This window comes from Rothia nasimurium, from assembly GCF_035916755.1.
Lineage (GTDB): Bacteria > Actinomycetota > Actinomycetes > Actinomycetales > Micrococcaceae > Rothia.
Map to the genome: position 1 here is coordinate 204,513 of NZ_JAYWIX010000002.1, position 19,476 is coordinate 223,988.

Annotated in this window: 18 protein-coding genes and 3 tRNA genes; 11 read left to right on the top strand and 10 right to left on the bottom strand. The window is 61.1% G+C overall.

Annotated features, from left to right (window positions below):
* Window positions 1-18 precede the first annotated feature (18 nt).
* The 8 genes from VSX42_RS02720 to VSX42_RS02755 all read left to right on the top strand — a co-directional run bounded on the left by VSX42_RS02720 (window position 19) and on the right by VSX42_RS02755 (window position 4,203).
* Window positions 19-90 (top strand) — tRNA-Thr (locus tag VSX42_RS02720).
* Between the two features lie 26 nt (window positions 91-116).
* Window positions 117-190, top strand: a tRNA-Met gene (locus VSX42_RS02725).
* Window position 191: 1 nt separating this feature from the next.
* Window positions 192-263, top strand: a tRNA-Thr gene (locus VSX42_RS02730).
* A 55-nt stretch (window positions 264-318) separates the two neighbouring features.
* Window positions 319-765 carry a MaoC family dehydratase N-terminal domain-containing protein gene (locus tag VSX42_RS02735; RefSeq protein WP_326502854.1) on the top strand — a complete coding sequence of 149 codons (447 nt, stop codon included), beginning with the start codon at window positions 319-321 and terminating at the stop codon, window positions 763-765.
* Window positions 766-768: 3 nt separating this feature from the next.
* A complete protein-coding gene (locus VSX42_RS02740) occupies window positions 769-1,230 on the top strand; it encodes a MaoC family dehydratase (RefSeq protein ID WP_326502855.1) in 462 nt (153 codons plus the stop codon).
* 146 nt (window positions 1,231-1,376) lie between these two features.
* Window positions 1,377-2,606 (top strand): MFS transporter, encoded by a 1,230-nt coding sequence (locus VSX42_RS02745; protein ID WP_326502856.1) that lies wholly within the window; start codon window positions 1,377-1,379, stop codon window positions 2,604-2,606.
* 94 nt (window positions 2,607-2,700) lie between these two features.
* Entirely contained in the window at window positions 2,701-3,792 is a 1,092-nt protein-coding gene (locus VSX42_RS02750; RefSeq protein WP_326502857.1) for a UDP-N-acetylmuramate dehydrogenase, read from the top strand.
* A 12-nt stretch (window positions 3,793-3,804) separates the two neighbouring features.
* Entirely contained in the window at window positions 3,805-4,203 is a 399-nt protein-coding gene (locus VSX42_RS02755) for a PGPGW domain-containing protein (RefSeq protein ID WP_326502858.1), read from the top strand.
* Window positions 4,204-4,208: 5 nt separating this feature from the next.
* On the opposite strand, the gene VSX42_RS02760 is transcribed toward VSX42_RS02755, so the two are convergent.
* The 8 genes from VSX42_RS02760 to VSX42_RS02795 all read right to left on the bottom strand — a co-directional run bounded on the left by VSX42_RS02760 (window position 4,209) and on the right by VSX42_RS02795 (window position 12,339).
* Window positions 4,209-4,634 carry a GntR family transcriptional regulator gene (locus VSX42_RS02760; RefSeq protein ID WP_326502859.1) on the bottom strand — a complete coding sequence of 142 codons (426 nt, stop codon included), beginning with the start codon at window positions 4,632-4,634 and terminating at the stop codon, window positions 4,209-4,211.
* 9 nt (window positions 4,635-4,643) lie between these two features.
* Window positions 4,644-5,783 carry an aspartate-semialdehyde dehydrogenase gene (gene asd / locus VSX42_RS02765; RefSeq protein WP_326502860.1) on the bottom strand — a complete coding sequence of 380 codons (1,140 nt, stop codon included), beginning with the start codon at window positions 5,781-5,783 and terminating at the stop codon, window positions 4,644-4,646.
* Window positions 5,780-6,409, bottom strand: a complete 630-nt coding sequence (locus VSX42_RS02770; protein ID WP_326502861.1) for a dihydrofolate reductase — start codon at window positions 6,407-6,409, stop codon at window positions 5,780-5,782. The genes asd and VSX42_RS02770 overlap by 4 nt, the downstream gene beginning before the upstream one ends.
* Window positions 6,410-6,425: 16 nt before the next feature.
* Window positions 6,426-7,247, bottom strand: coding sequence for a thymidylate synthase (locus VSX42_RS02775; protein WP_237184908.1), 822 nt, complete (start codon window positions 7,245-7,247; stop codon window positions 6,426-6,428).
* Window positions 7,248-7,254: 7 nt separating this feature from the next.
* The gene (locus VSX42_RS02780) at window positions 7,255-8,256 is read right to left on the bottom strand and encodes an NUDIX hydrolase (protein WP_326502862.1); all 1,002 of its coding nucleotides are present in this window, start codon (window positions 8,254-8,256) and stop codon (window positions 7,255-7,257) included.
* A 126-nt stretch (window positions 8,257-8,382) separates the two neighbouring features.
* Window positions 8,383-10,611 (bottom strand): RNA degradosome polyphosphate kinase, encoded by a 2,229-nt coding sequence (locus VSX42_RS02785; protein ID WP_326502863.1) that lies wholly within the window; start codon window positions 10,609-10,611, stop codon window positions 8,383-8,385.
* A gap of 34 nt (window positions 10,612-10,645) precedes the next feature.
* Window positions 10,646-11,632 carry a mycothiol synthase gene (mshD, locus tag VSX42_RS02790; protein WP_326502864.1) on the bottom strand — a complete coding sequence of 329 codons (987 nt, stop codon included), beginning with the start codon at window positions 11,630-11,632 and terminating at the stop codon, window positions 10,646-10,648.
* 20 nt (window positions 11,633-11,652) lie between these two features.
* On the bottom strand, window positions 11,653-12,339 hold the full coding sequence (locus VSX42_RS02795) for a response regulator transcription factor (RefSeq protein WP_326503005.1): 687 nt from the start codon (window positions 12,337-12,339) through the stop codon (window positions 11,653-11,655).
* A 148-nt stretch (window positions 12,340-12,487) separates the two neighbouring features.
* On the opposite strand from VSX42_RS02795, the gene VSX42_RS02800 reads away from it, so the two are divergent.
* The 3 genes from VSX42_RS02800 (at window position 12,488) to VSX42_RS02810 (ending at window position 15,406) form a co-directional block, all read left to right on the top strand.
* Entirely contained in the window at window positions 12,488-13,240 is a 753-nt protein-coding gene (locus tag VSX42_RS02800) for a hypothetical protein (protein WP_326502865.1), read from the top strand.
* A 355-nt stretch (window positions 13,241-13,595) separates the two neighbouring features.
* Window positions 13,596-14,261 carry an FABP family protein gene (locus tag VSX42_RS02805; protein WP_326502866.1) on the top strand — a complete coding sequence of 222 codons (666 nt, stop codon included), beginning with the start codon at window positions 13,596-13,598 and terminating at the stop codon, window positions 14,259-14,261.
* Complete coding sequence (locus tag VSX42_RS02810; RefSeq protein WP_326502867.1) at window positions 14,261-15,406, top strand: folate-binding protein; 1,146 nt, start codon at window positions 14,261-14,263, stop codon at window positions 15,404-15,406. Before VSX42_RS02805 ends, VSX42_RS02810 begins: the two co-directional genes overlap by 1 nt.
* 1,147 nt (window positions 15,407-16,553) lie before the next feature.
* On the opposite strand, the gene VSX42_RS02815 is transcribed toward VSX42_RS02810, so the two are convergent.
* Both VSX42_RS02815 and VSX42_RS02820 read right to left on the bottom strand, forming a co-directional pair.
* Window positions 16,554-17,585 (bottom strand): 6-phosphofructokinase, encoded by a 1,032-nt coding sequence (locus VSX42_RS02815; RefSeq protein WP_326502868.1) that lies wholly within the window; start codon window positions 17,583-17,585, stop codon window positions 16,554-16,556.
* A gap of 483 nt (window positions 17,586-18,068) precedes the next feature.
* Entirely contained in the window at window positions 18,069-19,271 is a 1,203-nt protein-coding gene (locus tag VSX42_RS02820; protein ID WP_326502869.1) for a pyridoxal phosphate-dependent aminotransferase, read from the bottom strand.
* Between the last annotated feature and the right edge of the window lie 205 nt (window positions 19,272-19,476).

Here is a 19,476-nt window from a genome sequence, read left to right on the forward strand (position 1 = left end):
CGTAAGCTAGTATCTGTTGCCCCGATAGCTCAGTGGTAGAGCGCCATCTTGGTAAGATGGAGGTCCCGGGATCGATTCCCGGTCGGGGCTCTGTATGAGCCCAAAAGTTCATACGTGGCGGTGTAGCTCAGCTGGTTAGAGCGCACGACTCATAATCGTGAGGTCGACGGATCGAGCCCGTCCACCGCTACGCCCCGATAGCTCAGTGGTAGAGCGCCATCTTGGTAAGATGGAGGTCCCGGGATCGATTCCCGGTCGGGGCTCAGATAACCTGTCAAGCATTAGCTTGGCAGGTTTTTTGTTTGTAGAGTGGTTTCTATGGCTATTAACCAAGAGATCGTAGGCCGCACCTACCCGGCCACAGAGCCCTATGCGGTCGGGCGAGAAAAAATCCGTGAATTCGCTACAGCCGTGAAGGCCACCAGCCCCCTACACTTTGACGTGCAGGCCGCCCAGAGCGCAGGCTACAGCGACCTGATCGCCCCGCCCACCTTCGCCATTATTCTGGCCCAGAAGGCAGACGCCGCCCTGATTAGCGACCCCGAAGCCGGTATCGACTTCTCCCGCGTGGTCCACGCTGACCAGCGCTTCACCCACCACCGCCCAATCGTGGCAGGGGACGAGCTGCTCACCGAGGTGCATGTCGATAGCGTGCGCGTCATGGGAGCCGGCGCTATGCTGACCACCCGCGAAGAAATCACCACTGTAGAGGGCGAAAAGGTCGCCACCTGCATCTCATCACTGCTGGTTCGGGCGGAGGACTAACCCATGGATATCTCTTTTGACTCCCTTGAAAAGGGTACCGAGATCGGTGCCCGTCAGATTCCCGTCACCCGCGCTGACCTGGTGGCCTACGCGGGCGCGTCCGGCGACTTCAATCCCATCCACTGGAACGAGCGCTTCGCAACCGCTGTGGGCCTGCCCGGCGTCATTGCCCACGGCATGTTCACCATGGGCGCTGCCGTGCAGCTGGTGACCGACTGGGTAGGCGACGCCGGTGCCGTTGTGGACTACCAGACCCGCTTCTCCAAGCCGGTTCCGGTACCCGATGCTGATGACGCGGCCTCCCCGGCTACCGGCGGAAACGTCATCTCGGTTGCCGGTAAGGTCGGTGCCCTGGACGCGGACGCCCGCACCGCCCGTATCGACCTAACTGTCACCGCCCCCGACACCGAGGGTAAAGAGCAGAAGGTGCTGATGAAGGCCCAGGCACTCGTGAAGCTTGCCTAGTGTAGCCCCCACCTTGCGCACTAAAGGCGCCCGTTCAGAGATTGAGCGGGCGCCTTGTTGTGCACGACCACTAGAATAGACAGCAGGACACAAACACACTGACGCGCCCTCTTAGCTTTACTACGAGAGAATCGACCTTACCCACCATGGCACATAACCCCCGCACCCAGCTTTCCGACCGGCAGATTAAGACCTGGTACAGGGCTGTGCTGGGGCTTTTCTTTGCTAGCGGTTTAGTGGTTTCTGCCCTGCTGACCCGCCTGCCCGATGTGGCTAACGGGCTGGGGCTGAGCTCCGGGCCCATGGGCTTGCTGCTGCTGGGGATGACCATCGGTTCCTTCTGCGCCGTGAGCTTCTCAGGTGCCCTCGTCGCCCGCCACGGCGCTATCCGCTGTATCGCGGCAGCCTACACCACCACCGTCACCGGCATGCTCCTAATCGGCCTGGGCGTGCACCTCGCCAGCGTGCCCGTGACCCTGCTCGGCCTCATGCTCCAGGGCCTGGGCAGCGCCGTCTCCAACGTCGCCTCCAACGTGCAGGGCGTAGCCAACGAGCGGGCACTGGGGCGCTACGTTACCCCCATCATGCATGGCTTCTTCTCCATCGGCACCGTAGCAGGTGCCGCTATCGGCACACTCGACACCCGCTTGGGCGTTCCCTTCGTCGTTCACATGGCCTATTTCGCGTTAGCGGTTGCTGCCCTCGTCCTCATCTCCCTCAAGTTCTGCCACAGCGAAAACTACGGCCAGGACGACACCCAGGCCATCGCCGCCGTCGGCTCCTACCGGGTGCGCGACGCCTGGCGCGATAAACACACCATCCTCATTGGCCTCTTCGTCCTCGGCATGGCACTGGCCGAAGGCTCAGCCAACGACTGGGTCGCGCTCGCCCTCACCCACGACTACGGCACCAGCAACACCATCGGGTCGCTGGGCTACTTCACCTTTGTGGTAGCCATGATGGTGGGGCGTTTTGGCGGCACCGCCCTGCTCAACCGCTTTGGCCGGGTGCCGGTGCTCCGCACCACCTGCTCGCTCGCCATTATCGGCCTGGCCCTCTTCATCTTCGCCCCTACCGTGCCCCTGGGCTTTGTCGGCCTGCTGGTCTGGGGTCTGGGCGCCTCCCTCGGCTTCCCGACCGGCATGTCAGCTGCCTCGGACGACCCGCTCAAGGCAGCCGTCCGCGTCTCCGTTGTCTCAACCATCGGCTATGCGGCCTTCCTGGGCGGCCCGCCCCTGCTGGGTCTGCTGGGGGAGCACTTTGGCATCCGCAACGGCCTGCTAGCCGTACTGGTTTTTGTGGTTGTGTCCCTACTGCTCACCAGCCAGCTGGAACCCAAGAAGCCGGGCAACACCGTCCACAGCGAAAAGCTCTAGGGGCGTTAGCTGCCAGGACGCCCGCGCCCAGCTCCCAGTGCCCGGTGAGCACGCTCGCAGGCGGCGCCCGGGCTAAGCCGGTAGAATGAGCACCGTGACTGACAAGCTTTTAAGTGAACTGACCACTGCCGCTGTGGGTGGCCCCGCCCGTCTCTTCGTTGAGGCAACCAGCGAGCAGGAGATTATTGATGCCGTAACCGCCGCCGACCGCGCAGGCGAAGACCTGCTGGTGGTGGGCGGGGGTTCTAACCTGCTGGTAGCCGATGAGGGCTTCGACGGGGCAGTGGTGCACATCGCTTCAACGGGTATTGAAATCGTGAGCGACTACGCCTGCGGCGGTACCACCCTGCGCGTGCAGGCAGGCCACACCTGGGACGACCTGGTGGCCTACGCTGTCGAGCATGAACTCTCCGGTATTGAGGCCCTCTCGGGTATTCCCGGCACCGTGGGCGCCACCCCCGTGCAGAACGTGGGAGCCTACGGCTCTGAGGTCGCCCACACCATCGCCTCGGTTCGCACCTGGGATCGCGAAACCGGCGGCTACAAGACCTTCGCTAACGCCGACCTCAAGTTCGCCTACCGCGACTCGATCCTTAAGCAATCCACCGTCAATGGCTCCCCCCGCTATGTGGTGCTGACCGTTGATTTCCAGCTGCCGCATGGCTCCCAGTCTGCCCCCGTCCGCTACGCGGAGCTGGCCCGCCAGCTGGGTGTTGAGGCGGGGGAGCGCGCCGACTCCCGCCTGGTGCGCGAAACCGTGCTGCGCCTGCGTGCAGGCAAGGGCATGGTGCTGGACGCCGCCGACCGCGACACCTACTCCACCGGCTCCTTCTTCACCAACCCGATTGTGGGTGAGGACGTCGCTGCCCAGCTGCCCGAGGACGCCCCCCGCTACCCGGCAACCACCCCCGCCGGTGAGCCTCTGGACGGCATGGTCAAGCTCTCTGCCGCCTGGCTGATTCAGCATGCCGGGTTCGATAAGGGCTTCGGCCTTGAGGGTGAAGCAGCGGAGCTCACCGGTGGTCGGGCTTCGCTTTCTACCAAGCACACCCTGGCTATCACCAACCGCGGTGGCGCCTCGACCGCCGATGTCGTTGCTATTGCCCGCGCTGTGCGAGCCGGCGTTGAGGAAAGCTTCGGGGTGCACCTGGTGCCTGAGCCTGTTGTCGTTGGGTTTACTCTCTAACGCAGGGGCGTCATGAGCCTAGAGAAAGAAATCGACAGCGGGCAGGGCGGACGCCTACACCGGCGTATGGAGCGTTTCCGCGCCTTTATGGGGCGCCACGCCGCCCTGCTGTTGCTCTACCGTCTGCTCATCATCGGGCTAGGTTTTTTGTGCATCGTCGCCGGTATTATCATGCTGGTGACGCCCGGCCCCGGCTGGCTTTTTATCTTCATGGGCATGAGCCTGTGGGGCACCGAATTCCACTGGGCCCACCGCCTGAACGTGTGGGCGAAAGCTAAGGTGCTGAATATCTGGCGGCAGTTAGAGGCTAAGCGGCATCGGGCCCACCGCCGTCGCACTGCCGCCCGCTGGGCCAGCCGCAGCAACCGTAGCCACTACTGCCCAACGGGTTGCCACTACAAGAGAAGGTAGAAGTTCTAGCTCTCGAACCCCAGCATGTGATCCAGAGTCTCGTGAATCTGCCGATCTTCAAAGCCCAGCTTGCGCATAGCGGTTATGTATTTCTCGGTCAGGGTCTGCGCCTTGTGCGCGGTTGAGTCGAGGGCCGTAATAAAGGACCCTGCCCGGCCGTGTGTTTCAATGGCACCAGCAGCCTCTAGCTCCTTGTAGGCCTTCGCCACCGTGTTTACTGCAAGACCTGTTTCGGCAGCCAGAGCCCGCATAGGCGGTAGCCGGTCACCGGCAGCCAGAGCGCCGGAAGCCCGTGCCGCAATAATAGCCCGCCGCAGCTGGGAGTAGGGCGGGACGTCCGAGCCCTTATCAACCCTAAAATTTAAAGCACGGATGCCCCCGCACAGCTCCTCGTGGGAGTCGTGAATCGGGGGCATCTCGTTCTTGGTCATAGCACCAGTCTAAAGGGTGCCGGTCGCAATCTTCAGCATGCGGCGCACGGGTTCCGCGGCGCCCCACAGCAGCTGGTCACCCACGGTGAAAGCAGAGATGTACTGGGGGCCCATGTTGAGCTTGCGGATGCGGCCCACCGGGATATCCAGGGTGCCGGACGCCGCAACGGGAGTCAGCCCCTCGACGGTGGCGTCCTTGGTGTTGGGGATAACCTTTGACCACTCGTTGTCCTCATCGATAATCTTCTCGATTTCCTCAACGGTCAGGTCTTCCTTGAGCTTCAGGGTCAGAGCCTGGGAGTGGGAGCGCATGGTTGCGATACGCACACACAGGCCGTCAAGAACCACGCGGTCATCACCCTCAAGGCCCAGAATCTTATTGGACTCAGCCTCGGCCTTCCACTCTTCGCGGGACTGGCCGTTGCCCAGGTCAGAGTCAATCCAGGGAATCAGCGAACCGGCCAGGGGAACGCCGAACTGGGTGGTGTCGAGGTCGCCGGAGCGCTGGAGTTCCAGCACCTTGCGGTCGATCTCAAGGATGGCGGACGCGGGGTCGTCCAGCTCGGTTGCTACATAGCCGTTGATATCGCCGAACTGCTTGAGCACCTCGCGCATGTGGCGGGCTCCGCCACCGGAGGCTGCCTGGTAGGTCATGGAGGTGCCCCATTCAACCAGGCCCTGCTTCCACAGGCCGCCCAGGCCCATGAGCAGGCAGGAGACGGTGCAGTTACCGCCGATGAAGTCCTTAACCCCTGACTCCAGGCCGCGGTCGATGACGTCGCGGTTGATGGGGTCAAGCACGATAACGGCATCATCGTTCATGCGCAGGGTTGAGGCGGCGTCAATCCAGATACCGCTCCAGCCGCGCTCGCGCAGCTGGGTATGGACTGCCTTGGTGTAGTCGCCACCCTGGGCGGTCACGATGACGGGCAGCTTGGCGAGCTCGTCGATATCGTGGGCGTCCTTGAGAGTGGACTCTTCGAGGGTACCGCCGAAGGTGGGGGCTGCTGAACCGGCCTGGGAGGTGGAGAAGAAGACCGGGTTGATACCCTCGAAGTCACCTTCTTCGAGCATGCGCTTCATGAGCACGGACCCGACCATGCCACGGTAACCAACAAAGCCTACGGAATCACCAGATGTAAAAGTCATGGTTTCAGTCTAGCTTTTACGGGCTCCCGGCGCAGGGTCTGGAACCGCATGGTGAGAGGGAGCTTCTCACCGGTGGCGGTCAGCGCATAGCCTTTTTCAGAGCGGACGGGTGCGCCATCAGCAACTAGCGCCCAGTCGGCACCCAGCTCAGGGGCGTAGGTATCACCGGGAATCTCAGCCTCAAAAAGGGTGCGCTCCACCCGGGCCACCTGCCCACTAGCTACTCCGGGCAGGTCGGTGCGGTGTAGGGCCTCGGTGTAGAGGGAGCCGCCGCCAATGATCCAGTAGGTGGGGGCGTCCGGAGCTAAACTCTGCACCGCCCCCAAAGCCGCATTGAGGGAAGGCGCCCAGACGGCGCCGTCCTTTTCTTCAACCTGCGAGACAGAACGTGTAATCACAAGATTGAGCCGCCCCGGCAGGGGGCGGAAGCGGGGAGGAAAGGACTCCCAGGTCACCCGGCCCATAATGACCGGGGCGCCCAGCGTCAAGGCCTTGAAATGGGCTAGGTCCTCGGGCGCATACCAGGGCATATCGCCGTTACGGCCAATCACTCCGTTGCCCGCCTGCGCCCAGATAGCCGCTAGCTCGGGCAGGGTACCCGAGTCGCTTACCCGCTCACCATTCATGCTCAACTCCTTGGTCCTAGACTGCAATCGGAGCCTTAATGAGGGGGTGGTGGCGGTAATCTACCAGCTCAAAGTCTTCAAACTCGTAGTCAAAAATTGAGGGCTTCTTATTCTTAATGCGCAGGCGCGGGTAGGGGTAGGGCTCGCGCGACAGCTGCTCGGTGACCTGCTCGTAGTGGTTGGAGTAGATGTGGCAGTCACCGCCGGTCCAGACAAACTCACCGGGCACCATACCCACCTCCTCAGCAATCAGCTGGGTCAGCAGGGCATAGGAAGCAATGTTGAAGGGCACGCCCAGGAACATGTCGGCAGACCGCTGGTAGAGCTGGCAGGAGAGCTCCTTCTGGCCGTCCTCCCGGGTCTTCACATAGAACTGGAAGAGGGCATGGCAGGGCGGCAGCGCCATATCGTCCACCTCAGCCGGGTTCCAGGCAGAGACAATATGGCGGCGGGAATCGGGGTTGTTCTTGAGCGAGTCAAGCACCTTGGCAATCTGGTCGATGGTCTGCCCGTCACCGGCCGGCCAGGAGCGCCACTGCACCCCGTAGACCGGGCCCAGTTCGCCGTCCTCGTCCGCCCACTCATCCCAGATAGTTACGCCGCGCTCCTGCAGCCAGCGCACGTTGGACTCCCCGCGCAAGAACCAGAGAAGCTCAATAACCACCGACTTGAAGTGCACCTTCTTGGTGGTAATCAGCGGAAAGCTCTCAGATAGGTCAAAGCGCATCTGACGGCCAAAGACGCTTCTGGTGCCGGTGCCGGTGCGGTCGGCTTTCTCGTCACCGGTCGCCATAATCTCGCGCAGCAGGTCTTCGTAGGGGGTAGGAATAACAGTCATATCTTCTTTAATCGTCAAAAGGCTTAATTTGTTCCAGCGACACCACGGTCTTGGGGTGGGCCACAGACACCTGCAAGACCCACATCTCCCCGGGCTTGAGATAGGGGTCATGCACGGGCAGGTGGGGGCGTAGCTGCTTATTCAGGTGCTCACCCAGAACCTCAAGGACGGTAGGCAGCACCGGGCGGTGGGTGCAGAGCATGACCGACTTATCCCGCTTCTCAAAGAGGGACTCGACCACCTTACGGGCGTGCTTTGGTGCCCGGGCATGGTGGGCTTCGGTCAGGGCCCGCTTCTCCTTGATGGAAATACCAGAGGCCTTCGAATAGGGGTAGACCGTCTGCATGCAGCGCACCCAGGGGGAGGAAAGGACGCGTTCGGGCTGCCAGGCCTCCAGCAGGCGTCCTACCGCCAGGGCCTGGCGCTTGCCGGTAGCCGCAAGTGAGCGCTCGCCTTCGGCCCCGGCCCAGCTGGCGCGCGGTTTGGCCTTGGCATGGCGGACGATAATCACCGGGCGGGTGCGCAGGTTCTGGGTGTGCTCTAGGGCCAGGAGGGCGTCGAGGGGCTCTTTGTCGGTCGCATTGGTGAGCATGGTGCGGGCCTGTTTGGGGGTGACCCAGCGTAGCTCGTCCACTTCGCCCTCGTCGGCAACGGCTTTTTGACCGGCGGGTGCTTCGGCAGCCCAGTAGTAGACCTCCTTGGGCTTGCTCTTGACCTCGTAGGCGGTCACCGCCAGAGGGGCACCGAGGGTTACGTGCAGCCCCACCTCTTCACGGATTTCCCGGACGGCGGTTTCCGGCAGGGTTTCGCCGGGGTCCTGCTTGCCCTTGGGCCAGGACCAATCATCGTAGCGGGGGCGATGAATAATCAGGACCTGCACCTGGTCGTGGTGCCAGCGCCAGATGATGGCGCCTGCTGCGTTGATAGCTGCCCGGTTGTGGGGGCCCCGGCTGAGCGAGAGCGCTCCGTCGTGGGTGTGGGCTGCGTAGAAGGTCTCGGTGTGCGGCATGTGGGAAGCTCCGTGGGGGTGGGGCGGGCATTCAGAATGTCCTTGAGTTAACCGAATGTTAACCCAAGGACATTCTAAGCCCCTTAGCTGTGAGCGGTGGATAAGGCGCGGACGCCTGTGCCCGACTTAGGCTCGCTTGTTGCGCTTTTGGTCGCGGCTGGCCAGGTAGTATGCCTGCACGTCGCGCAGGGGTGAGCCGTCGACTGCCAGGTGGTGGCGCTCCCAGGTGCCGTCAGACCCCAGGTGCCAGTTGCTGGTTTTTTCTGAGAGGTAGTTGTCGAACATCTCCAGCAGGTACTTGATATGGGCTTCTGCCTTCACATGTACCAGAGCCTCAACGCGGCGGTCGAGGTTGCGGTGCATCATGTCTGCTGAACCGATGTAGACCTTGGGGTTGCCGGCGTTTTCGAAGGTGAAGACGCGGGAATGTTCGAGGAAGCGGCCCAGGATTGAGCGCACCTTGATGTTCTCCGATAGGCCGGGCACGCCGGGGCGCAGGGCACAGATACCGCGAACGACCACGTTGACCTCAACTCCTGCCTGGGAGGCCCGGTAGAGGGAGTCGATGATGGCCTCATCGACCATGGAGTTGCACTTAATCTGAATCTTGGCGGCGTGGCCAGCGCGCTTGTGCTCGATTTCCTTGTTGATGTTGTCAATCAGGCCTGAGCGCAGGGAGCGGGGGGCAACCAGTAGCTGCTTGTAGGTGGTCTTGGGGGCGTAGCCGGAGAGCTGGTTGAAGAGACGGGAGACGTCCTCACCGATTTGCGGGTCGCAGGTAATCAGGCCCAGATCCTCGTAGAAGCGGGCGGTGGAGGGGTGGTAGTTACCGGTGCCGATGTGGCAGTAGCGGCGCAGCCCGTCCGCCTCTTTACGCACGACTAGGGAGAGCTTGCAGTGGGTTTTCAGGCCCACAATGCCGTAGACCACGTGCACGCCGGCACGTTCGAGCTTACGGGCCCAGTTGATGTTGGCGGCCTCGTCGAAACGGGCCTTAATCTCAACCAGGGCCAGCACCTGCTTACCGGCTTCTGCTGCCTCGATGAGGGCATCCACGATGGGGGAGTCGCCCGAGGTGCGGTAGAGGGTCTGCTTAATAGCCAGGACGGCGGGGTCGGCAGCTGCCTGCTCCAGGAAGGCCTGCACGCTGGTGGCGAAGGAGTCGTAGGGATGGTGCAGGAGTACGTCGTGGTCGCGGGTGGCGGTGAAGACGTCGGCCGCCTTGGAGGTCTCGTTGGCGTTGAGCCAGCGGGAGGTGTGGGCGATGTGCTTGGGGTAGTGCAGGGCCGGACGGTTGGTCTTGGCGATATCGGACAGACCGCGCAGGTCTAGGGGTGCGGGGAGCTTGTAGACCTCGTGCTCGTCGATGCGCAGCTCTGAAACGAGCAGGTCAAGGATGGTGGGGTTGATGGTGTCTTCAACTTCCAGGCGTACCGGGGGGCCGAAACGGCGGCGCAGTAGCTCGGTTTCGAGGGCCTTGAGCAGGTTCTCGGCGTCGTCCTCTTCAACTTCTAGGTCTTCGTTGCGGGTGACACGGAAGGCGTGGTGTTCAACGACCTCCATGCCGGGGAAGAGCATATCGAGGTGCTCGGCAATGATGACCTCAAGGGGGATGAAGCGGACCTCGCCGGAGGACGATTTAACCGAGCGGGCCCCGTCCACGGCAACCATGCGTTCGATGGTCTCAGGCATCTTCAGGCGGGCAAAGAGCTCCTTGCCTGTCTGGGGGTTGCGGACGATGACGGCCAGGTTCAGCGACAGGCCCGAAATGTAGGGGAAGGGGTGGGCAGGGTCCACCGCTAGCGGGGTAAGCACGGGGAAGAGCTCGGCGCGGAAGAAGCGGGAGAGGCGCTCTTGCTCGGTCTCTGAAAGGTCAGCCCAGCCCACGATACGGATGTTCTCTTTTTCAAGCTCGGGGTAGACCTGCTCGTGGAAGACTTTCGCCTGGCGCTCCTGCAGGGCGTGGGCTGCCTCAGAAATTTCTTCCATCTGCTCTTCGGGTGAGAGACCCGCGGCGGAGGGCACGGCGATGCCGGTAGCGATACGGCGCTTGAGGCCAGCTACACGCACCATGAAGAACTCGTCCAGGTTGCTGGTGACGATGGAGAGGAAGTTGAGGCGCTCTAACAGGTAGAGGTTGGGGTCTTCGGCTAGTTCGAGCACGCGGGTGTTGAACTCGAGCCAGCTGATTTCTCGGTCAAGGAAGCGGTCGCTACCGAAGTCGCCTTCGAGGTTGGGCTGCTTAATTTTTTCACCCACGTCGATGCGGTCTACGCGGGTTTCGGCGCGTTCGAGCTTGCTGATATCGCCGTTGATATGGGGGTGGGCCGGGGCTTCTACCGGTGTGGTGGTCATGGGGTGCCTTTCAGTGCGGTGGGCGGGGTAAAGCTTAGGGGTGGGCGGGTGCGTACTGTCGGTCGACGGTGAGGGGGGTAAAGCCGAGGGAGCGGTAGAGAGCTACAGCGGCGGTGTTATCAGCATCAACATAGAGGACGATGCGGTCAAGGGGAGCACCGGACTCGTCGGTAGCCTCGGCCAGGTAGGCCATACCGGCTAGGGTGAGGGCCTTGCCCAGCCCTCGGCCCTGCCAGGTGGGGGCGATGCCTACCGCATAGACTTCCCCTTCGGGTTGCTCGCCCTGGCCGGTGGGAATCTTGGTCCAGTGGAAGCCCGCTAGGTGGCCGTCCTTTTCTAGCGCGAGGAAGAAGCCCTCGGGGCGGAACCAGTCAGCATCGGTGCGGGCTGCCAAATCTTCTAGGGTGAGCCGGCCCTGCTCGGGGTGGTGGGCAAAGGCCTGCGCATTGACCTGCACCCAGGCCTCAGCCTGCTCTGGGGCGTAGGTAGTCAGGGAAAGGTCGGCGGGGAGAGGACGAGCCTGGGCAGCGGCGCGGACGCCCGCCCGCCCCTCGTCGGTCAGGGCCAGACCCAGCTTGTAGAGTTCACGGGTAGGGCGCCAGCCCAGCTTATTGGCCAGGTGGGTTGCAGCCTGCAGGGCAGGGCTAGACGTATCAGAACCACCGTGGACCCAGGCCCTAAGAGGCGCATCGCCGGCAGCCTCAACAGCGGTGTTAAGCAGGGCTGAACCTATACCCCGATTGCGGGCATCAGGGGCAACCGCAGCCTCTAAAACCCAGGTACTACCCTCGCGCACCAGCGCGGCATAACCTACCGCCTGGCCACCCTGCTGGGCCTCAAAAAGCCGCACACCGGCGTCTGCCCCCGCGGCTGCCTTGCGCAGCTCAACAAAGGTCTGTTCAGAAAAGGGGGCCGCGCCGTCCTGCCGCCGGGCCATCTCAGCTAACCGCTCAAAATCAGCTAGCACCGCACCCGAAACTTTGGGTGAAACAATTTCATAGACCACACGCGCCTCCTGCATAAACTTTAGTTCCTCCAAGCCTACCGAGAATCTGACCGCGCAGAGCTGAAGCTGTAGCCCACGTTGCGGACGGTCGTAATCAACTGCTCATGGTCGGGGCCCAGCTTTGAGCGCAGGCGGCGAATATGCACATCAACCGTGCGCGTACCACCGTAGTAGTCATAACCCCACACCTCAGAGAGAAGCTGGGCACGCGTAAAAACCCGGCCCGGGTGCTGCACCAAAAACTTCAGCAACTCAAACTCTTTATAGGTCAGGTTCAGAGGTGACCCCTGCAAACGGGCCGAATACGAGGCCTCATCGACCGTAACGCCCCCGACCCGAATAATCGTGCTCTCAGGCTCAGACCCCTCAGCAGTATGCGAGGTCAAAAGACGCAGACGAGCCTCGATCTCGGCCGGGCCCACCGACTCCAGCACAATATCGTCCACCATCCAGCGGGGGGCCACCGCAGCCATACCGCCCTCGGTGAGCACCATCAACAGCGGTGTAGCAAAACCAGACCCCTTCAAGAGCTGGGCACAGTTACGGGCCGCAACCAACTGCTCACGGGCATCCACCAAGACTACATCGGGCCCAGCAGCCTGAACCATGGACGGCGCAGCACCCAGAGGAAGAATAGATATCTGATGAGCCAATAAACCCAGCGACTGAGTGACGTCGGCGCCGTCAGTCGCAGAATCACTCAATACGACAATATGCAGCACGCTCATACACTCCCTTGAACAGGTCAACTCACGCACCAGTATAAAACGCAGGCTACAGACGTTGATAAACAGGTTCGTAATACGGGAAGATAAGAAGGACGCCGGCACCCACACCCGGTACACCACACAGTAAGATGAAACGCCCCCCGTGACTACTAAAGAGCCTACCCATACCCGCGCCATTCGCACCTTCGTACCCGAACTCACCAAACTACGGCGAGCCCGCCAAAAAACCGTCTACGAGGGGCCCATCGGCCGCATTGGGGCAACCCGCCGCTCCCGCTACACCCTGGTCGCTATATCAGCCCTCGTCATGCTGGCTGTCCTGGTCGTTGCGGCAGCGGTATCTCCTGACCTCGCAGCACTCACCGGGCTGGGCGCCGTCCTTCTCATCGCAGGCGGCTGGCCCGCCGCAACAGGTATTGCTGAGCTTCGCGGGCGCCGCCGCATCACCTCCCACTCCGTCATCGTTCTGCTCTCCGGCGTTGCCTCCCTGCTCTATTCCTGGCTCAACCCTGGCGACTCACCCCTGGCCTTCCTGCCCGCTATCGCTGCGGTGGGTGTGGTTGCTAGTTTTATGGCAGAACTAGCCCGCGGTGAAGGCGCTGTTGGGCGACTTGAATCGGTCATCAGCTGTGTCTCGGGTGTGCTGGCTTCGGTTTCGGTTGCAGGCTGGGTGGGTCTAGCCATCTTGGTCAGGGACGTTGAAACCGCCTACCCCGTCCTCACTATCGGCCTGGGCGTGGGGCTGCTCCTGGGGCTCATCGGTATTCGCGTCGTCTCAGCCGGCCCCAAAGAAGGCCCCCGCCGCGGCGCCGTCACCCTGGGCGTAACACCCGTAGCATTTATCGGCGTCATCGCCTACGTGTGTGCGACTTTCCTCACGCGCGTGGTAGGGTAGCGGTATGAGTATTCTTGCACTTGAAATTTTCTTCCTCGTCCTTTTGGGCCTGGCAGGTCTGGCTATCTTCACCTGCATCGGTTTCGTACTCACCGGCCTCTTCCGCGGTCAGAAGTAAGCAACCCACAGGCTTATCAACACCGGCCCCGCGCACTGTTGCGTGAGGGCCGGTTTTCTTTATGCCCTAAGACCCATCAACAAGAGGTGAAAAGAAAGCGGGCCGCAGGGGCGCCCCTCTGACGACTAACCTTCTTGCTGATTCGCTGACGCGAATGAGCAATTCATGCCAGCCCCAGCCAGTCGTCTGCCGGGGCGCCCCTGCCGCCCGCACATCTCCCGCACTACACTGGTGTGTATGGCTATTGAAATTCCCACCAACCTTACCCCCGAACTCGTGCCCTTCTCCTGGCTGCTGGGCACCTGGGAGGGCACTGGCTCCCTCTGGTACGAGGGCTCAGAATCAACTCCCTTCGGGCAGATTATTACCTTTAGCCAGGACGGTCTGCCCTTTATCGAATACCGCGCCGAGAGCTTCCTGCTCGATGACCAGGGCCAGAAGCTGCGCACCATTACCGTTGAGGCCGGCTTTTGGCAGATTGACCGCCCCCAGGTAGACGGCGACGTCGGCCCCGGCCTGGTGCCTGCCGATGTGGTCCCCGTGCACCAGGACGCTGAGTCCGTTGAGTCCCTGCGCAACGAGGACGGCGGCTTCAACCTGCTCGCCACCATCGCCCACCCCGGCGGCCTGACCGAAAACTATGTGGGCATGATTAAGGGCCCGGTTGTACGTATGCAGACCGGCAACATGCTCAAGGACGACATCACCAAGGACTACGCCGGTTCTGTACGCCTCTGGGGCCTGGTTAACGGCAACCTCATGTGGGACTGGGAAACCGCGAACCCCGAAACCCGCAAGCTTGAGAAGCACGCTTCGGCTGAGCTGCGTAAGACCTCGTCCATGACCGGCGAAGACTTGGGCGCCACCATGTTCGGCGGCGAAAACCTTGCAGGTGACCAGTAGTGACTGCCTACCGTAGCCCCCTGCTGTCTCGCCCGGGTGCTTTTGCGGCGTCGGGGGCGGACGCCGGGGTCGCTGCCCACTACGGCGACCCGGTTGCTGAGCAGCGATCCCTGGCCCGCCGTACCCGGCTCACCCTGGTTGACCACTCCAACCTGGGCGTGGTGACGGTTGCGGGCGAGGACCGCCTGAGTTGGCTGACCACCCTCTCAAGCCAGGTCCTAGCCGGGCTGGGGGAGGGCGGTTCCACCGAGCTTCTTCTACTGACCCCGCAGGGCCGTATCGAGTTTTCCGCCTTTGCTGTTGAGAAGGACGGCACGGTCTGGCTGATCACCGAACGGGATCAGGCTGCGCCCCTGACCGACTATCTGAACCGCATGAAGTTCATGTTGCGCGTTGAGATTACCGACCGCACCGAAACCCACGCGGTGCTGGGTTCCACCCTTGACCCGCGCGAGGTCGAGGGGGCGGACGCCGTGCTGGCAGGCGGTATCGTCTGGGCTGACCCCTGGGGCGCCGGTATTGCCCCCGGGGGCTACACCTACGCGTCCGCCGGGGAAGACGAACACCCGGCGTCCACCTACCGCCGCTACCTGACCATCGTGCCCGCCCACCGCCTGCTCGATGCGGTAGAGGGGGCTCAGCTGGCCGGGGTTTGGGCTGCTGAGGCCCTGCGCGTTGAGGCCTGGCGGCCGCGCGTGGGCGTGGACTCTGATGAGAAGACTATCCCCCACGAGCTCGATCTGCTCCGCACCGCCGTGCACCTGGAGAAGGGCTGCTACAAGGGCCAGGAGACCGTGGCCCGTGTGCACAACCTGGGGCACCCGCCCCGCCGCCTGACTTTCCTTGATTTGGACGGCTCCGAGCACACCCTGCCCGCTGCCGGTTCTGCCGTGATGAACGGCGAGAAGAAGGTGGGCACCGTGACCTCGGTGGCCCTGCACCATGAGGCTGGGCCTATCGCCCTGGCCGTCCTGAAGCGCTCGGTTGACCCCACCATCACCCTGCGCGTGGTGGACGGGGGAGATACGGACGCCGACGGTAACCCCGCAACCAGCCAGTATGCTGCCGCCCAGACCGTCATTGTCGTTCCGGACGCCGGCCAGGTGGCAGGACGCCGCAGTATGGGAGACTTCTTCCGTGGCTAAGGTTGTAAATTGCCGCCGCTTCTCTGCCTCAATCTCTAAAATAATCCCCGGCAAAATATATGGGAAAGATAACTAGTAGAGATTTTCTGTAGTTTCGGAGTCTCCACCTCACGCGCCTCTTATGGATAACCTTCTGAATTTTCCTATCAAAGCATTGGGCTTTGTGGAGAAAGAAAATATGTCAAAAAAACAATTGCTATATCTTCTGCGATCTTAATTATTGGAATATCCACGTCGTTATATTTAGCGAATGAAGAGGGGGGGGGGTGGTCTGGCCATTGCTGTGCGAGGTGTGGTGGGTGCTGTTTTTGTTTCTGTTTTGATAGCCTATGTTAGAAGCAAGGGTGAAAATAAATAGATGAAAAAATTAAACCCTTAATACTATGTAATCTTCCACCTATAAATGACTGCCTGTTTGAAGTGTGGAGACTGATTTTCTTGATTTGCTTATCATTCCTGTGCTCCAAAGTGAAAATTGAAGTAAGGACTTTTAAATCGATGCATGGACGTTTCATCCTGTGGGGGTTATTATCTGGTGCAATATTACTTTCAATAATATCTATAATATATATTGGTGAAGATATGAGAATTTCATTTATTTCTGCTGGTATTTCCCTTTTTCTTTTTGTGATTTATTTAGGGGTTTTTGGAGTGTTAAAAAATAAACGGTAGAACTTCATCTGTGTAAAAATAGAATATTTTAGGTCAATTCTATATAGGGCTATGTACTCGAATGGGTAAAATCGAGCATTGCGAAAAGCTGCCCGATAGCTGGCTCTCTCTGACTTAGATTGTTGGCACTCACAGAGGCTTATTCAAAAGGTCGGCGCAGCAGGCTCGCAGCGAGTGCGAGCCTGCAAGACCTTTTGAGTAAGCCTCACAAAGTGATTCATGCCCAGCTTCGCACACTCGGTCGATACCGTTGCCCTTGATTGCTTACGAGCTTGCATTCGTTACGTTCCATAGAGTCAGTCGGTTGGGGCTGCACCCCTGCTAGGCTCAGTGTTGCGTCAAACCTTTTGAATAAGCTCATTGTCTGGTCTGTGGGTTTATCCCCCGACGAAACAGCCTTAAAATTGCTAAAACCCAAAAGCCGCCTACCCTTGAGTTAGGGTAAGCGGCTTTTCTACTCGATAGCTCTAAGGTTCTAGCGGCCGAAGAGAACCTTTGCTTCTTCGTAGCGGTGCAGGGGCACGGTCTTGAGGCCGTTGAGGGCTTCAGCAAAGTCAACACGCTTGATTTCGGTGCCCTGCAGGGCAACCATCTTGCCCCACTCCTTATCGTGAATCATGTCGACAACCTGGATGCCCAGGCGGGTGGAAAGCACGCGGTCAAAGCCGGTGGGGGCACCACCGCGCTGGATATGACCCAGGGTAGTGTTACGGGTTTCAATGCCGGTGATGCGCTCAATCTCCTGGGCAACCCAGTCGCCGATACCGCCCAGGCGGGGGCGGCCGTCCTTCTCCTGACCCTTACCAGCCATCACATCGTCGAAGCCCTCGGGAATGAAGCCCTCAGCAACAACAATCAGGGGGGAGCGGCCGCGGTCGTGAACTTCCTTGACCCAGCCAGAAACCTCTTCCATCGAGACCTTGACCTCGGGAATCAGAATAGCGTGAGCGCCACCGGACATACCGGAGTGCAGGGCAATCCAACCAACGTGACGGCCCATAACCTCAGCGACCATGGCACGGTGGTGGGACTCGCCGGTGGTGCGCAGACGGTCCAGGGCGTCGGTTGCGATAGAAACTGCGGTATCGAAACCGAAGGTGTAATCGGTTGCCTGCAGATCGTTATCAATGGTCTTGGGAACGCCAACCACAGGCAGGCCCGCGTCAGCCAGGCGCTTAGCGCCCGCCAGGGTGCCCTCGCCACCGATAGCGACAATAGCGTCGATACCGTTGCGCTCCATCATGATCTCGATGTTCTCGGGGCCACCCTTGGGGCCATCGAAGGGGTTGGTGCGGGAGGTGCCCAGAATGGTGCCACCGGTACGAGCCAGACCGCGAACCTTAGTACGGGGCAGATCCATGAAGTCGCCTTCAACAACGCCGCGCCAACCGTCGCGGAAGCCAACGAACTCATCGCCGTAGGTCTTGACGCCATTGAGCACAGCGCCACGGATAACAGCGTTCAGGCCGGGGCAGTCGCCGCCGGAGGTGAGCAGACCGATCTTCATGGAGAAACTCCTTGTGTTATTCCTGGTGGGGAATGATGGTGGTGACCCTGTTGGGTTTTTGCCCGTTTAGGCAGCCCAAAGTGTGGGTCTTTGTTGGTTTCTATTGTAGTAAAGAGGGGTTGCCTTGGGTAGCTGTGGGGTAGGTTGCGCTGTATGTTTTCAACCTCGCTATTAGAGTCAGTGATGACTTTATGTCGGGTGAGGTAGTAGGTTCGGGCGCTCAGAGTAGTACAGATAGCGCGGAATATGAACCTTCGCAAGCGACCCTCTCGCAGCTTCGCTTCGCTCAGATGCGATTCACGCCAGCCGCCGAGCCAGCTTGCTTGCGGTTCATATGCCGCGCTTACTTGGTGCCTCCATGGGGTGCGTAGGACGCCCCTGGCGCCGACTGGCTGGGGCTGGCATGAATTGCTTGTGAGCGCCAGCGAACCAGCAAGAAGGTTAGTCGGCAAAGGGGCGTCCTACGTACCTGAATCAGGTAAATTACTGCGCGGTTACCAGCAGCTTCTGCATGCGGGCCAGGCCTTCGGCGAGGTCTTCATCGCCCAGAGCGTAAGACAGGCGCAGGTAGCCGGAGGGGCCAAAAGCCTCACCGGGAACAACCGCTACTTCAGCCTCTTCCAGGATGATCTCGGCAAGCTCAGCGGAGGTCTGCGGGGTCTTACCCGCGATGGTCTTGCCCAGCAGGCCGGTGACGTCGGCGTAGGCGTAGAAGGCGCCCTTGGGGGTGGGGCAGTGGACGCCCTCGATCGCGTTCAGCCCCTCAACGATGGTCTTGCGGCGGCGGTCGAAGGCCTTATGCATCTCGTTGACGGCGTCGAGGGAGCCCGAGACAGCTTCAAGTGCTGCCAGCTGGGCGATGTTGTTGACGTTAGAAGTCATGTGCGACTGCAGGTTGGTTGCCGCCTTGGTGATGTCGGCGGGGGCAATCATCCAGCCCACGCGCCAGCCGGTCATAGCGTAGGTCTTGGCAACACCGTTGAGAATGACGGTGTTCTCAGTCAGGGCGGGCACGGCCTTGACGATGGAGGTGAAGGGCACACCATCGTAGGTGAGGTGCTCGTAGATTTCATCGGTGAGCACGATGATGCCCTTCTCCAATGCCCACTCGCCAATAGCCTTGGTCTCTTCGGGGGTGTAGACCGCACCGGTGGGGTTAGAGGGGGATACGAAGATCAGGGCCTTGGTGGCGGGGGTGTAGGCTGCCTCCAGCATGTCGGGGGTGACCTTGTATTCCTTGTCGGCTCCCGCGAAGACCTCGATGGGGTTGCCACCAGCCAGGCGGATGGCCTCGGGGTAGGTGGTCCAGTAGGGAGCGGGCAGCAGCACGTCGTCGCCCTCGTCAATAACGGTGGCAAAGGCCTGGTAGACAGCCTGCTTGCCGCCGTTGGTCACGATAACCTGGGAGGCATCAATATCGATGCCGGAGTCACGCTTGGTCTTCTCAACGATTGCCTGCTTGAGGGCGGGCAGGCCTGCGGCCTGGGTGTAGCGGAAGTTGGCGGGGTCCTCAAGAGCCTTACGAGCGGCGTCCACAATGTAGTCGGGGGTGGGGAAGTCGGGCTCGCCCGCACCAAAGCCGATCACCGGGCGTCCTTGCGCCTTGAGGGCCTTAGCTTTAGCGTCAACGACGAGGGTGGCCGAGGGGGCGATAGCGCCAATGCGGCGTGATACGCGGGCAGTCATGGGGAGGTTCTCGCTTCCGTCCTGCGGGCAGGACCGTTGGGTTATGGCAAAAGGGGTGCGGACGCCAGCGCGGCAGCTGGCACCCACCCCTTAAATCATAGGGTGGGCGGGAGCCTGAAGAGGGGCTGGCACGCACCAAATTGCCAAAGCAAAAAATATGTTCTACAGTAGATAACGTTGTTCGCAACCGAACAGCTTTAGGTTT